Origin of the sequence: Planococcus beigongshangi (genome assembly GCF_016820495.1) — a bacterium.
Taxonomy (GTDB): domain Bacteria; phylum Bacillota; class Bacilli; order Bacillales_A; family Planococcaceae; genus Planococcus; species Planococcus beigongshangi.
This window is the reverse complement of the sequence record NZ_JADHDU010000005.1, coordinates 65,074-77,959: the sequence shown is the minus strand read 5'-3', so window position 1 is coordinate 77,959 and position 12,886 is coordinate 65,074. Positions and strand designations below refer to the sequence as shown.

Sequence of the window (12,886 nt, the reverse complement as noted above, 5' to 3'; positions counted from 1 at the left end):
CTATAGCGTGCGCCTAAATTTATACCCATAAACAGAACATATGTTCCAAAAAAGGAGGTCAATTCTTGTACACGCACCTGGAGGACTACATAAGCGAACTGTATAAATCGATTGGCATCACAAAACCCGAAGACTTGAACATGCTACAAATAGCGAAAAAGCTTGGCGTTGAGGTTACATACAGTAACAGAGTGTTTAGGTTCGATAATGAAATCGTTATCCAGAGAGGTACCATCAGTGAAGAATGGATGATGTTCGGCCATGAGCTCTGCCATTACCTCCGGCACAGCGGAAATCAATTAAAGATGGGTAAATGGTTTGTCGAGCTTCAGGAATGGCAAGCGGATAATTTTATGTACCAGTTCTGCGTCCCCTCTTTCATACTGCAGGCTTTGAAGTTGCCGGCACACGAACGAGAAGCCGTCTGGCTGATCATGGAGACGTTTCATGTTGGGCAGGAATTCGCAGAAAAGCGCCTGCAGCATTACATGCAGAATCAAATTTACCGCAGAGGACTGGAGGACTTTAAAACCCTACCGCCAGAAAGTCAGCGCAACAAAAAAATTACCGGCACACCTATCCGCCGGATGCTACGGTGAACCGGAGGAGTGTATGCCATGAAATGCAGAAAATTAAAGAACGGTAAATGGGAATGTTACGCCGAAGGTCCACGGGATCCAGTAACGAATAAGCGCAACCCGGTTCGCCGACAGTCCGAGAAAAAGAACGTGGCCCAACAGAGAGTCAAAGATGCGATGAAGGAATTGGAATCCGGTGTCGACAACAAGGCCGGCATGAATATCGCATTTGAGGAAGTCGCCTGGCAATGGTATGAGATATACAGTGTATCCGGCGTGAAGAACAGCACGATCCGCAGCCGGCGCTCTTCCATCCGGACGCTTTGCAAATACATCGGTGGTGTGGCCATCGGACGGATCACCCACGGAGTTACGCAAAACATACTGGTGGATTTGGATAAACGAGGCCTGTCTCGGTCCTTGTTGGACGGTGTGAAGGTCACAGCCAACTTCATCTTTAAGCACGCCATACGGCACAAGCTGCGGAGCGATAACCCAGCGGCTGAAATTGTAATTCCAAAAAGAAGGTTGACGGTGGAGGAAATCGAGCAGACCGAGATCAATGAGAAGTATTTCGAAGAGGACGAGCTGCAAGCATTTCTGCATGCATCGGTTGCCCGAGGTCTGGAGAACGATATGGAGTGGTTTTATTTAATGGCCTTTACTGGCATGCGTGTCGGCGAAGTTTGTGCCCTGAAGTGGACGGACATAAGTTTCGAGGAGAAAACCATCCGGGTCACGAAGACGATGGACATGCCGAATCATAACATGCGGGAATATGAACTGACGCCGCCGAAGACAAGGAAGGCCATTCGGACTTTTGATGTGGATGATGAGCTTTTGAACATGCTCAAACGACTCAGACTCCGCCAGGCGAAAATCCGGCTGAAGTTCCGGAAGGCTATAACGGACTATCACGATGAAAACTTTGTCTTCTGCCGCGAAAACGGATACCCGTACGCCAGCCGCTTTGTCTATGACCGGACCATCCGGCTGTGCAAGAAATCTGGCGTCTCCAAGGTTGAAGGTCCGCACATTCTCCGGCACACCTATATCACGATGGCGACCGTTGCTGGAATGGATCTCGACACCATCATGAACCGGGTCGGTCATGAGGATTCCAAGACCACCAAAAACATCTACACCCATGTCACGAAGAAAAAGAAAAAAGAGGCCACCGAGCGAGTGCATACTCACTTCGGCGACCTCTATCAGATGACTTTCGAGAAATAATGTGCGAGTTCTGTGCGAGTGGGGTAAAATTCCTCCCTCTTTCCTCGCGTAAACCCTGTCATATCAACGTTTCTGTCGGTTTTTAACCATTATGCCATTTATACATCCACAGCACGCCGGATTTCATCAGGCGGGCAATTCGTCCGGTCACTGTCCGGTCTGCCAGATAAGCGAAGCCTTGCTTTTTACCGAGTGATCCGAGGAAGCCTTTCAGCTTGATCTCGGGCATCGTTTCAGGCAATTCTTCACCTTTCCAGTTCATCTTCAACACTTTGACGATCTGTTCAGCCTGTTCTTCGGCAAGCTGGGCAGAAGGCGCCATCGGTAAAGCCGCGCAGTCCCCAACAACATAGACGTTCGTGTATTCCGGAAGCTGGTGGTATTTATTGATGACCACCCGTCCGCTCGAATCACTTTCAAGACCCAGGTCGCGCACCGGTTTCACAGGCTGGATGCCTGCTGTCCAAACTACAGCATCGACCGGAATCGTTTCTTCGTGATTATATAGAAGACTCGGCTCCACTTTAGTGATATTGGAATTCGAAACCACTTCAACATTATGCGTGTCGAACCACTTCTTCACAAAATTACTTAAACGTTCCGGAAAATCGCGTAAAATACGCGGGCTGCGGTCAAACAGCTTGATCTGCAGATCGTCGCGGCTTTCACGCAATTCACTCGCAAGTTCGATACCGCTGAGCCCCGCTCCGACGATGCCGACCACCGCATTTGACGGCAAGCCGAGCAAAGTCTGATAGGTCTGACGTGATTGTCCGATTGTCTGGATGCTGTAGGTATACTGATCAGCACCCGGAACGTTATGGTATTTATCCTCACAGCCAAGGCCGATCACCAATTCATCGAATGCGATGCGCTGGCCGTTATCCATGAAGATGCATTTTTCTTCCAAGCCAATTTCCAGAATTTCGCCATTAACGACTTTCAGGCGTTCATGCACAGGAAAATCCACTCTGACATCCTGATCCGATTCGGTACCGGCTGCAAGTGCATAGAATTCCGTTTTCATACTATGGAATGGAGTTCGGTCGATCAATGTAATTTCAACATCCTGAGGTAAACTGTTAGGCAATAAACGGAGCAATATCCTCATATTGCCGTAACCGCCGCCCAATAAGACTAATTTTCGCATAAAAATCTCCTTTAACTATCATCTGTCTGCTTCTATCCCATGTAAAGTATATCGGATTGTGATAAGTTTCACAATATGGAAATGCGGCGTTGCCCGCTTAGTCCTGGTTGGCCTAAGATGGATTAATGGAACAATCCCCCATACACACAGGGCTGAATCGGCTTATTACCGAAGAGCCCCGCCCCAGGATTCCGATACCCAGGAAGAGAGCCAAATAATTGACTTTGACACTGAAAAAAGGTAGGATTTCCAAGTAGCGAGGTGACCTTAATGAATCCAATTGTTGAATTTTGCGTCAGCAATATCGTAAATGGAGCTCAGGAATCGTTTGAAAAACTGGAACGGGACCCGAATCTGGATGTATTGGAATATGGCTGTTTAAGTTATTGCACATTGTGCTCCCAAACACTTTTTGCCCTGGTCAATGGGGAAATCGTGGAAGCGGACACCCCTGAAGAACTGACACGCAAGGTGTATGAGTTTATAGAAGAAAATCCGTTATTCTGAGCCATCTTTTTGATGGCTTTTTATAATTCCCAAAAACTGAGGTTTTCAATCGCATGGGTGGGCTGGATGTCTTTTGAAGCCACTTCTTCTGTCGGCGTCACTCCCGTATTTACATGGACCGTATCAATGCCAAAGCGGATACCGGCCAGAATATCCGTATCGTAATTATCGCCGATCATCACCATATCCTCTAATCCAAAGCCAAATTCATATTGGATCGCTTCCAGCATATGCCCTTCCGGTTTGCCGATAAACACCGGCTCTATGCCAGTCGATTCAGACACCACTTTTGTAAATGCCCCGTTGCCGGGTATGAGGCCTCTCTCCGAAGGAAAAGCCAAGTCGCCGTTTGTCGACAAGAAAGCTGCGCCTTTTCTGACTTCCAGACAAGCTGTCGCCAGTTTCTCGAAATTGATATTGCGGTCGATCCCCATCACTACCACATCTGCATTTTCACTGACTCTCTCGATTCCTTCATCATGCAAAGCCTGTTCCACGCCTTCGGAACCGATCATGAAAACCGTCTTTCCCGGATACCAGCGTTTGATGTATTTTGCTGCCGCTATAGAAGAAGCCATGATCCTGCCGTCTGATGCAGCTATTCCGAAAGCCTTCAGTTTTTCCTTAAACTGTATGGCCGTCATGGAGGCATTATTGGTCACATAAAAAGGTTCAATGCCTTTGCCTTGAAGTCTCTTGATGAAATCAGCAGCTTCAGGGATCAATTCGCTGCCTCTGAACACTGTTCCGTCCAGATCCAGACAATACGCTTTATAGGCCTTCATTTTTTACCTCAGGGATAAAAGCGGAGACCGGCCCCAGTTCGTGGACAAGATAATGTTCGACTTTAGGTCCGAAAGCCTTCAGTTCTTCCAGTGCACCATCCAAGACTGTCAAAATATTTTCATGATCCGTTTTCATGAAGTCCCGCACCAATGCTTTACGCAGTCCGATGACACGTTTCAATGGTGCATCCATTTCCGGGGTGATCACTTTTTCGTCCGTCATGATATCAATGATGTCATCATAACTTCCCGGGTCCCGCATGATGAATCCATCGATCATGCTGTTGCCGACATCGATGATCGATTCTACGATATTATGGCTCAGCCGTTCCAGCGCCAATTGATCTTCCAGTGTAACCCAGCTCGTTTTTCCCTCGTATAGATCCAATAAGGAATTCATATAATTGATTGTTTCAGTAATCTTGCTGCGGTCAATAAAATACATGTATAACCCTCCAACAGGTATAGTTTAAACTTTATATATCACTAACTATAATAGCATATCGCCATGAAAAAACCCCGCTGCATCATGATTCTGCAACCGGGGCATCGCCTGTATTTTCCTGTATCGCCATTTCAGCTGGTGCTTCTGCAACCTCTTTTTCGGCAACTGGCGCTTTGCCGACTTTCTTAATGACAAAATATGCACAGCCGAAATTACAGTATTCGTATAAATAATCCTGCAAGGTGCTGATTTTGGTATCATAGCTTGCCTTATGGTTGGTATCTTCGAAGAAACCCTTTAATCTCAGCTGGCCATAGCCCCAGTCTCCAAGGATATAATCATACTTGCCCAGAATTTCACTGTACCGGTTATTCAACGCCTCTTCTTGAAATCCATCACGATAATCCGTTACGATCTCGTAATTCCACTGGTCTATTGTAATCAATACTTTCACCATCCATTTACTGTAACCTGCATTATTCATATTGATCTTACTGTCAGATTCTCTTTTCCAAATGTACCATAAAGACAACCAGCTCACAAGGCGCCGGCATCTCTAAACAGAAGCCAAAATAAAAAATCCGGGAGCATCCGCCCCCGGATTTTTCTGTTACGCCGCTTTTCGTTCTTTGCCTTTTTTTACAGCATGCAGAATACTGGCAGCCAAGCCGCCCCAAATGATCACCATACCGATGATCATAACGATGATTGCTTCGATTGACATAGTATGTCCCCCTTATTTATCTTCCTCGAAAGTGGCGTGATCTTTGTGCCATTTGCCGAGGGAGAGCAGAATTCCAAGAATCAGTGCGGCAGCAGCTACAGCTACACCGCCTGTAAGTGTGAACATATCCGAATATCCTTCGTAGTTCCCTATGATATTGCCTTCACTATCCGTGTGCTCTTTAAGAATATTCAGCTTCAATAATCCGAACATCATATAACCGAGTACGATCGGTGTGATGACGCCAAGGCTGAGTTTCCACCAGCCGCCAAGTTGAATATCGGAAATGTCGTTTGCATGGCCTTTAAGATTATCCGCTTTACGAAGAACCCAAACGACCATAACCACTTCGACAAGGCCAAGAGCCGCAACACCGAATTGGTTGATGTAATAATCTGCAAGATCCAGGAAGAACAAACCGCCCTGAGTCGCAAAAAGAATTGAAACTAAAGCCGCTAAGCCTCCACCGAACGCGACAGCCTTATTGCGTGTAATACCGAATTTCTCAGAAATACCCGCAACATATGTTTCAACAATCGACATCAATGATGTTAATCCGGCCAATGTCAATGACAGGAAGAACAGGACTCCGAATAAGCCATTCATCCCCGGGAACTGATTGATGATCTGCGGGAAGACTACGAATGCCAGCCCTACCCCTGCTGAAGCAACGTTAGCTACAGGCTCACCCACTTGAGTTGCCATGAAACCTAACGCCGCAAAAACACCGATGCCTGCCAGCAACTCGAAACCGGAGTTTGCAAATCCGGTGATAAATGCATTATTTGTAATATCCGATTTTTTCGGCAGATAACTGGAATACGTTATCATGATGGCGAATGCGACCGATAAACTAAAGAATATGTGTCCATATGCCGCTACCCAAACCTGAGGATTCATAATGGCATCAAAATCCGGTTTGAAAAATGCATCAAGACCAAGCATTGCCCCGTCCAAAGTCACAGCACGTATTACAATAATAAGGAAAATGACAACTAGTGCAGGGATGAAAATGCGGTTTGCCATTTCAATACCGCGTTTGACACCGGCGAATAGAATCCCTAAAGTAATGATCCATACGAGCGCCAGCGGGATAAATACACCCCAGACTATACTTCCTGTCTGCCCCGGTTCTACTGTCAGCTGGAGAAAATCATTAAACAGGAAACCTTCCGTGTCTTCTCCCCAAGCCTGATTGAATGAAAAGATTGTGTAGCGCATCGCCCAGGCGATAATCACTGCATAATAGACCGATATGACAAAGGACACTAATACTGCCCACCATCCGATCCATTCTGCCTTTTTTCCTGCCATCCTGAAGAATGACAGTGGAGCTGATCCGCGGTATTTGTGCCCAATGGTGAATTCCAAAATAAGAATTGGTATCCCTGCGGTTAACAGAGCGAATAAGTACGGTATAAAGAATGCTCCTCCACCATTTTCATAGGCTACATACGGAAAGCGCCATATGTTCCCCAAACCTACGGCTGACCCGACAGCGGCCATGATAAAACCGGCTCTTGTCCCCCATGTCGAACGTTCCATAATTTCTCCCCCTCTTTACATCCTTTCCATTCTATTACAGAAAAATGGGAAGAATGTATATTTTCAGATTATTATCTAATCTAAAATCAGTATACCGAGCGGGCAGTTTAATGTAAAGATGATTTCTAAGATTTTTTCGAAAAACTATTCAAACGATAATAAAAAAGCGGAGAATCGAATTCTCCGCTTACGCATTTTCAAGCTTTATTAGTTTTTTCAAGGATAGTTGTCCGTTGAGACCAAACTATGAATAATATTGCCAGAATAGCAATTACAGCCAATAAGGACCATAAGAGCGACCCCGTAAACCCTATGACCAAATACCCGACAGATGCAATACCGGCCGCAGTAAATGCATATGGCAACTGTGTTACGACATGATCCATATGATTACTCCCTGCTCCGGTTGAAGACAGGATCGTCGTATCGGATATCGGTGAACAATGATCCCCAAAAACCGCACCTGCAAGAACAGCTGACAAAGCAGGAAGCAATAATTCAGGAGCCGCTTCTATCATGATCGTTCCGGCAATCGGCAGGAGTATACCGAATGACCCCCACGAGGTTCCCGTTGAAAACGCCATGATTCCGGCAAGAAGGAAAAGCAGTACTGGAAGAACCGTAACCGGCACATTCCCTTCAGTCACTACTGTCGATAAATAAGTACCCGTTCCAAGTCCATCTATTAAGTATGTCAATGACCAGGCGAAGATCAAAATAAGTACAGCACCGATCATCGATTTGAATCCAGCCCAGATCCCTTTTCCGACCCAGCCGGCATTTGCTGTTTTATTTGTCTTCATCTGCATCATATAGAGAACGATCGAAGCCCCTGCACCCAATAATCCACCTGCGAGAAGTGATGCCGGAACATCGGTGTTTTCGAAAATCAGCCAGATATCAAAAACCTGTTCGGCGTTTTGGTAACCTGTCCAAATCATGGTCAACACTGTACCAATCACCAATAGCAGGATCGGCAGCAGTAAATCGATCACGCGTCCATGTGAATGGGCAGGAAATTCCTCTTTCATTTCACCTGGAATCGGCTTTTCCGGATCGAACAATTGCCCATCTTTGATCGCCAGCGTTTCATGTTTTTTCATCTCGCCGAAATCCACATCACGTATCGCCACAAAAAATACGATCGCCAGCGCAGCAAGAACATAGAAGTTCATCGGTGCCATCCAGAGGAAAGCTTCCAGAGCTGAATACTCAACAAAAGTCTGCCCTGCCAGAATCGTCCCGATAATTCCAATGATGGCTGCCCCCCAGCTTGATACCGGTGACACTACACACACCGGTGCAGCAGTAGAATCGATGAAATAAGCCAATTTCGCACGGGAAACCCTATAGCGGTCAGTGATCGGACGCGCCACCTGACCAACAGCCAGTGCATTGAAATAATCATCGATGAAAATGACGATACCCAGTATGACAGTAAGCACTTTCGCCCCTCTTCTGGATTTCACCCGTGTTGAAGCCCAGTCGGCAAAAGCACGGCTGCCTCCAGACAAGCTGACAAACGCTGTTATGACACCCAGCAATAGTAAAAACAGAAGTATGAAGACGTTATATGCGTTAAACCCTTCGTCCCAAAAAATGACAGCAAATGACGTAAATAATTGCTCGAGCGACTCAAGCGGAGCAAAAGATGCCACCAGCAAAGCGGCGGAAATGATTCCGGCTCCAAGTGACAATAGCACTCTGCGCGTCAATAAAACCATGACAATGGCAATAATCGGCGGCAGGATTGAAAAAAGTGTATTTTCCATTGATGATACCCTCCTGTTTTTGATGGGATAGATCAATATGAAGAAAAAAAGCCGGCTCAATCCATAGGGGACGAGCCGGCTTTCTACAATGCTTCTGCATGATGAAACATCAAACAAAACTGTAGCCCTCCATTTATGCTTGCATAAATGACAGTGACATTCTTATTCAGAATGCCCCCAGCCCCATTTTCCGGTGACAACGGAAAATGGACTTCGGCAAAACCACCTTTCACTTATGCTCATCGCTGTCACGCTCACATAGGTTACTGATTAGTTTCGCAGCCTCTACCCATCAATATTTAATTCTTAGTAAGCTTATCCTAAAATTGTTCGAAAATCAAGTACAATTTAATCAGTCTGTACAGAAACATCATCACTTCACAGCATAGCGTGAAAAATATCCGCTGAATACATCACGGATAAACTCAGGCATGAAGTAAGTTTTGGGGGAGCGTTTAAATTCGGGGAAGAAATAACCGAAAGTAAACATGTCGAGGGTGATCAGTTTATAAGTCGTCCCGCTGTCTGCCAATTTCCCATTGATATACAATTGATGATTCTCCATATCCATTCCGGTGCGGATCATTTTACCGAATACCGCTCCTCGGAACCCCAAACCTTTCAATTCCAATTGTGGCCAATCGGAATTCATCGACTGCAGATAAATTTCCTTCAGTTCGGCGCCTGTAAGTTCGATCATGCACGGATTGATCGGATGCGGGAGCATCTGATGAAAATCAAATCGGGTGATTTCACCGAGCGGCAGGTCTTTCATGAACAATCCCGCATTAAAAAGGGCGCAATCCGCATTGGAAAATTCGATCATCGCACGGCCGAACAACTGAGCCATGTCGGATTCCTTGAACCATTCCGCTGTCAGCAGCTTTTCGTTACGGAATACGACCTCGTGCAGTAAACCCTTCCCTTGCTGCCTCAAACTGTCATCGTACCGTTCATCCGGATTGCCAAGTTTTTCAGCCTCGATCAAGTACGCCGACTTCTTTTTCAAATCGTCTTCAATCATGACATGGCCAAGATAGGCTCCGAATTTACCGGCGGCACCGAGCAGTACATCACCAATCAGTTTACCCTCGTGAAAAATATGGTGTGTATGTGCCCCCAGGATGATATCAATATCCGGACAGGTTTCGGCCAGCAATTCATCTTCCCTGACACCAAGGTGCGATAGGCAGATTATCAGATCCGTTTGTCCTTTGATCGATTCCACTGCTTGCAGAATGGATTCCCTTGCTCCGGTCACTTTCCAGCCAAGCCTTTCATAAAAAGGTGTGAATTCTGCCGTAGCGCCGACAAGACCTATCCGCACCCCTTTTCGCGTCTGTATAATGCTGTAAGGTTTCGCCCAATGCGGCCTTGTTCCAGCTTGATCTACAAGATTGGACACAATCACTTCGAAATCCGCTTCCTCATAGAGCGAATCCAGCTCCTCTTTCGACAATGTGATTCCTTCGTTATTGCCGATCGTCACAGCATCATAGGCCGCCCTGTTCAAGAGCTCCACATTACCTTTACCTGCAGTTCCTTCTGTATAGGGATGGGATCTGTCGACATGATCTCCGATGTCCAGAATGAGACAAAAATCCCCTTCTTCTTCATGCCAGCGTTTCCGTTCAGTCAGAAAAGCCTGGATCGCCGACCAATTTTCAAAATGGCTGTGCAGATCGTTAGTATGATAGATATGAATGGTTTCAGCCATTTAAAACACCTCTTTACTGCTTTCCGTTAAAATTCTCCGTCAAATAAATCCATTTGTTTTGGTGCGAGGTCTTCATAGGTCAATTCGTTCATCTTCTGGAACTGCTTGGCATCCCCCGCAGCATGGCCGCCGGAGTTATTATTGAAAATGACGTAGACTTGATCTGCCTGTTCAGCCAGTTTATTCGCGGCACCGCTGATTTCTTTCAGCTCCGCGTCATTGTAATCATATAGATAACGCACTTCCCGCCATTTTTTCGCATTGCCGATATTGACCCAACCGTGGACATTGCGCCCATGCAGGCGGAACAGCACCTTGTCTTTCCGTGTCGAAATCGGCACAAGCGGAATGGAGCCGTCGCCTGCCTGCGGTTCATCGCAGACGGAATGGATCAGATTATTCTCACGCAGAAATTCAATCGTTTTCTCCCGGAATCCTTCGGCATACCAGGATTGGTGGCGAAACTCGATCGCCAAATCGAATTCGCTGAGTTTCGAAGTAATGCGCCTGATTTCATCTACGTTTTCTTTTACACAATCAAACCAAGGAGGAAACTGCAGCAGCACCATCGCTAATTTCCCTGCCTCTTTCAACGGGCGGACCGACTTGATATAAGCCTCGTACATCTCCTCTTCCGTCTCAAATGGATTTTCACCGCGAAGATGCCCGGTCATTGCCTGATACGCTTTGACGATGAATTGAAAAGAATCCGGTGTTTCAGCAATCCATTTACGGATATTTCTTTCCGGCTGCACAGCATAAAAAGAAGAATCCAATTCCACAATCGGGAAATGTCCCGTGTAATCGGTGAGCCTGTCTTTTTGCTTTGAGCCCGGACCATAAACATCGGGGTGGTCTCCCCATCCTGTCAATCCTGCTAAAATCATCGTTCCACCTCCGAAATACTGTTAGTTAAATGATAGCATAGAAAAAATTGAACGTCCTACCTCAACATTACCCAAAAAGTGCATTAAAAAATCTCCGCTGCAAAAAATGCAGCGGAGATTTCCAGTGGGGATCGATTAACCGATCGACCCCTCCATTTCGAATTTGATCAAACGGTTCATTTCAACCGCATATTCCATCGGAAGTTCTTTAGTGAATGGCTCGATGAAGCCCATAACGATCATTTCTGTCGCTTCCTGCTCAGAAACACCACGGCTCATCAAGTAGAACAATTGCTCTTCAGATACTTTCGAAACTTTCGCTTCGTGCTCCAAAGATACGTTGTCATTCAGAATTTCGTTGTATGGAATCGTGTCTGAAGTAGACTCGTTATCCATGATCAACGTATCGCACTCGATGTTTGAACGTGCGCCGTCTGCTTTACGGCCGAAACGGACGATTCCGCGATACGATACTTTACCGCCTTGTTTCGAAATTGATTTCGAAACGATTGAAGATGAAGTATTTGGTGCCAGGTGAATCATTTTAGCCCCAGCATCCTGGTGCTGTCCTTTACCAGCAATCGCGATTGACAAAGTCATGCCGCGAGCGCCTTCACCGCGCAGGTAGACTGCAGGGTATTTCATCGTCAATTTAGAACCGATGTTGCCGTCGATCCATTCCATTGTTCCGTTAGCGTCAACGAATGCACGCTTCGTTACAAGGTTGTAGACGTTGTTTGCCCAGTTCTGGATTGTAGTATAACGGCAATATGCGTCTTTCTTAACGATGATTTCAACTACTGCAGAGTGCAGTGAGTTTGTTGTATATACCGGAGCTGTACAGCCCTCAACATAGTGGACGCTTGCGCCTTCATCGACAATGATCAATGTGCGTTCAAACTGCCCCATGTTTTCCGAGTTGATACGGAAATATGCCTGCAGCGGCGATTCCACTTTAATGCCAGGCGGCACATAGATGAAAGATCCACCTGACCATACAGCCGTATTGAGTGCAGCAAATTTATTGTCAGCTGCCGGAATGACTGTCTGGAAGTATTCTTTGAACAGGTCTTCGTTTTCGCGAAGCGCAGCATCCGTATCTTTAAAGATGATGCCCATGTCCTCAAGTTCCACTTTCATGTTGTGGTAAACAACTTCGGATTCATACTGTGCAGAAACACCCGCAAGGTATTTTTGTTCCGCTTCAGGAATACCAAGTTTATCAAACGTGCGTTTGATCTCTTCCGGTACTTCGTCCCATGAAGTCTGGCTTGCTTCCGAAGGCTTGACGTAATACGTGATTTCGTCAAAGTTCAGCGGTGCAAGATCGCCACCCCATTGCGGCATTGGCATAGAGTAGAACATTTTAAGAGCTTTTAAGCGGGATTCAAGCATCCACTCAGGCTCACTTTTGATATTGGAAATTTCTCTGACGATATCTTCCGTCAATCCGCGTTTCGAGCGGAAAATCGAGACGTCCTTGTCAGAGAACCCATATTTATAATCATCGATTTCGGGCATTTTTTTCGCCATCATCGTTCCT

Annotated in this window: 12 protein-coding genes, 1 pseudogene and 1 riboswitch; of the genes and pseudogenes, 3 read left to right on the top strand and 10 right to left on the bottom strand. The window is 46.2% G+C overall.

Translation table 11 applies throughout. From position 1 onward, the window contains the following. The first annotated feature begins 65 nt into the window (after nucleotides 1–65). Together IQ294_RS12160 and IQ294_RS12155 are read left to right on the top strand one after the other, a co-directional pair. Nucleotides 66–599 carry an ImmA/IrrE family metallo-endopeptidase gene (locus IQ294_RS12160; protein WP_238942816.1) on the top strand — a complete coding sequence of 178 codons (534 nt, stop codon included), beginning with the start codon at nucleotides 66–68 and terminating at the stop codon, nucleotides 597–599. A 129-nt stretch (nucleotides 600–728) separates the two neighbouring features. Then, the gene (locus IQ294_RS12155) at nucleotides 729–1,811 is read left to right on the top strand and encodes a tyrosine-type recombinase/integrase (protein WP_349291354.1); all 1,083 of its coding nucleotides are present in this window, start codon (nucleotides 729–731) and stop codon (nucleotides 1,809–1,811) included. An 82-nt stretch (nucleotides 1,812–1,893) separates the two neighbouring features. Here the strand turns inward: IQ294_RS12155 and IQ294_RS12150 are convergent, their stop codons facing one another. Next, nucleotides 1,894–2,961, bottom strand: a complete 1,068-nt coding sequence (locus tag IQ294_RS12150) for an NAD(P)/FAD-dependent oxidoreductase (RefSeq protein WP_203334322.1) — start codon at nucleotides 2,959–2,961, stop codon at nucleotides 1,894–1,896. A gap of 270 nt (nucleotides 2,962–3,231) precedes the next feature. Between IQ294_RS12150 and IQ294_RS12145 the strand changes: the two genes are divergently transcribed. Further along, complete coding sequence (locus IQ294_RS12145) at nucleotides 3,232–3,468, top strand: YuzB family protein (RefSeq protein ID WP_203334321.1); 237 nt, start codon at nucleotides 3,232–3,234, stop codon at nucleotides 3,466–3,468. A 20-nt stretch (nucleotides 3,469–3,488) separates the two neighbouring features. Here the strand turns inward: IQ294_RS12145 and IQ294_RS12140 are convergent, their stop codons facing one another. From IQ294_RS12140 to sufB, 9 genes and pseudogenes are all read right to left on the bottom strand, one after another. Next, nucleotides 3,489–4,253 carry a TIGR01457 family HAD-type hydrolase gene (locus IQ294_RS12140; protein ID WP_203334320.1) on the bottom strand — a complete coding sequence of 255 codons (765 nt, stop codon included), beginning with the start codon at nucleotides 4,251–4,253 and terminating at the stop codon, nucleotides 3,489–3,491. Further along, nucleotides 4,240–4,698 carry a DUF86 domain-containing protein gene (locus IQ294_RS12135; RefSeq protein WP_203334319.1) on the bottom strand — a complete coding sequence of 153 codons (459 nt, stop codon included), beginning with the start codon at nucleotides 4,696–4,698 and terminating at the stop codon, nucleotides 4,240–4,242. Before IQ294_RS12135 ends, IQ294_RS12140 begins: the two co-directional genes overlap by 14 nt. Nucleotides 4,699–4,876: 178 nt before the next feature. Further along, a pseudogene (locus tag IQ294_RS12130) lies at nucleotides 4,877–5,155 on the bottom strand (YutD family protein); the annotation flags it as partial. A 153-nt stretch (nucleotides 5,156–5,308) separates the two neighbouring features. Further along, the gene (locus IQ294_RS12125; protein ID WP_203334318.1) at nucleotides 5,309–5,422 is read right to left on the bottom strand and encodes a methionine/alanine import family NSS transporter small subunit; all 114 of its coding nucleotides are present in this window, start codon (nucleotides 5,420–5,422) and stop codon (nucleotides 5,309–5,311) included. A gap of 12 nt (nucleotides 5,423–5,434) precedes the next feature. Then, nucleotides 5,435–6,967, bottom strand: coding sequence for a sodium-dependent transporter (locus tag IQ294_RS12120; protein WP_203334317.1), 1,533 nt, complete (start codon nucleotides 6,965–6,967; stop codon nucleotides 5,435–5,437). A gap of 197 nt (nucleotides 6,968–7,164) precedes the next feature. Then, nucleotides 7,165–8,739, bottom strand: coding sequence for a Na+/H+ antiporter NhaC family protein (locus tag IQ294_RS12115; protein ID WP_203334316.1), 1,575 nt, complete (start codon nucleotides 8,737–8,739; stop codon nucleotides 7,165–7,167). A gap of 114 nt (nucleotides 8,740–8,853) precedes the next feature. Further along, nucleotides 8,854–9,035, bottom strand: a riboswitch (Lysine riboswitch). Nucleotides 9,036–9,112: 77 nt separating this feature from the next. Beyond that, nucleotides 9,113–10,456 carry a bifunctional metallophosphatase/5'-nucleotidase gene (locus IQ294_RS12110; RefSeq protein WP_203334315.1) on the bottom strand — a complete coding sequence of 448 codons (1,344 nt, stop codon included), beginning with the start codon at nucleotides 10,454–10,456 and terminating at the stop codon, nucleotides 9,113–9,115. Between the two features lie 26 nt (nucleotides 10,457–10,482). Continuing rightward, entirely contained in the window at nucleotides 10,483–11,343 is an 861-nt protein-coding gene (locus IQ294_RS12105; RefSeq protein ID WP_203334314.1) for a DUF72 domain-containing protein, read from the bottom strand. Between the two features lie 135 nt (nucleotides 11,344–11,478). After that, nucleotides 11,479–12,876 (bottom strand): Fe-S cluster assembly protein SufB, encoded by a 1,398-nt coding sequence (sufB, locus tag IQ294_RS12100; RefSeq protein ID WP_203334313.1) that lies wholly within the window; start codon nucleotides 12,874–12,876, stop codon nucleotides 11,479–11,481. Between the last annotated feature and the right edge of the window lie 10 nt (nucleotides 12,877–12,886).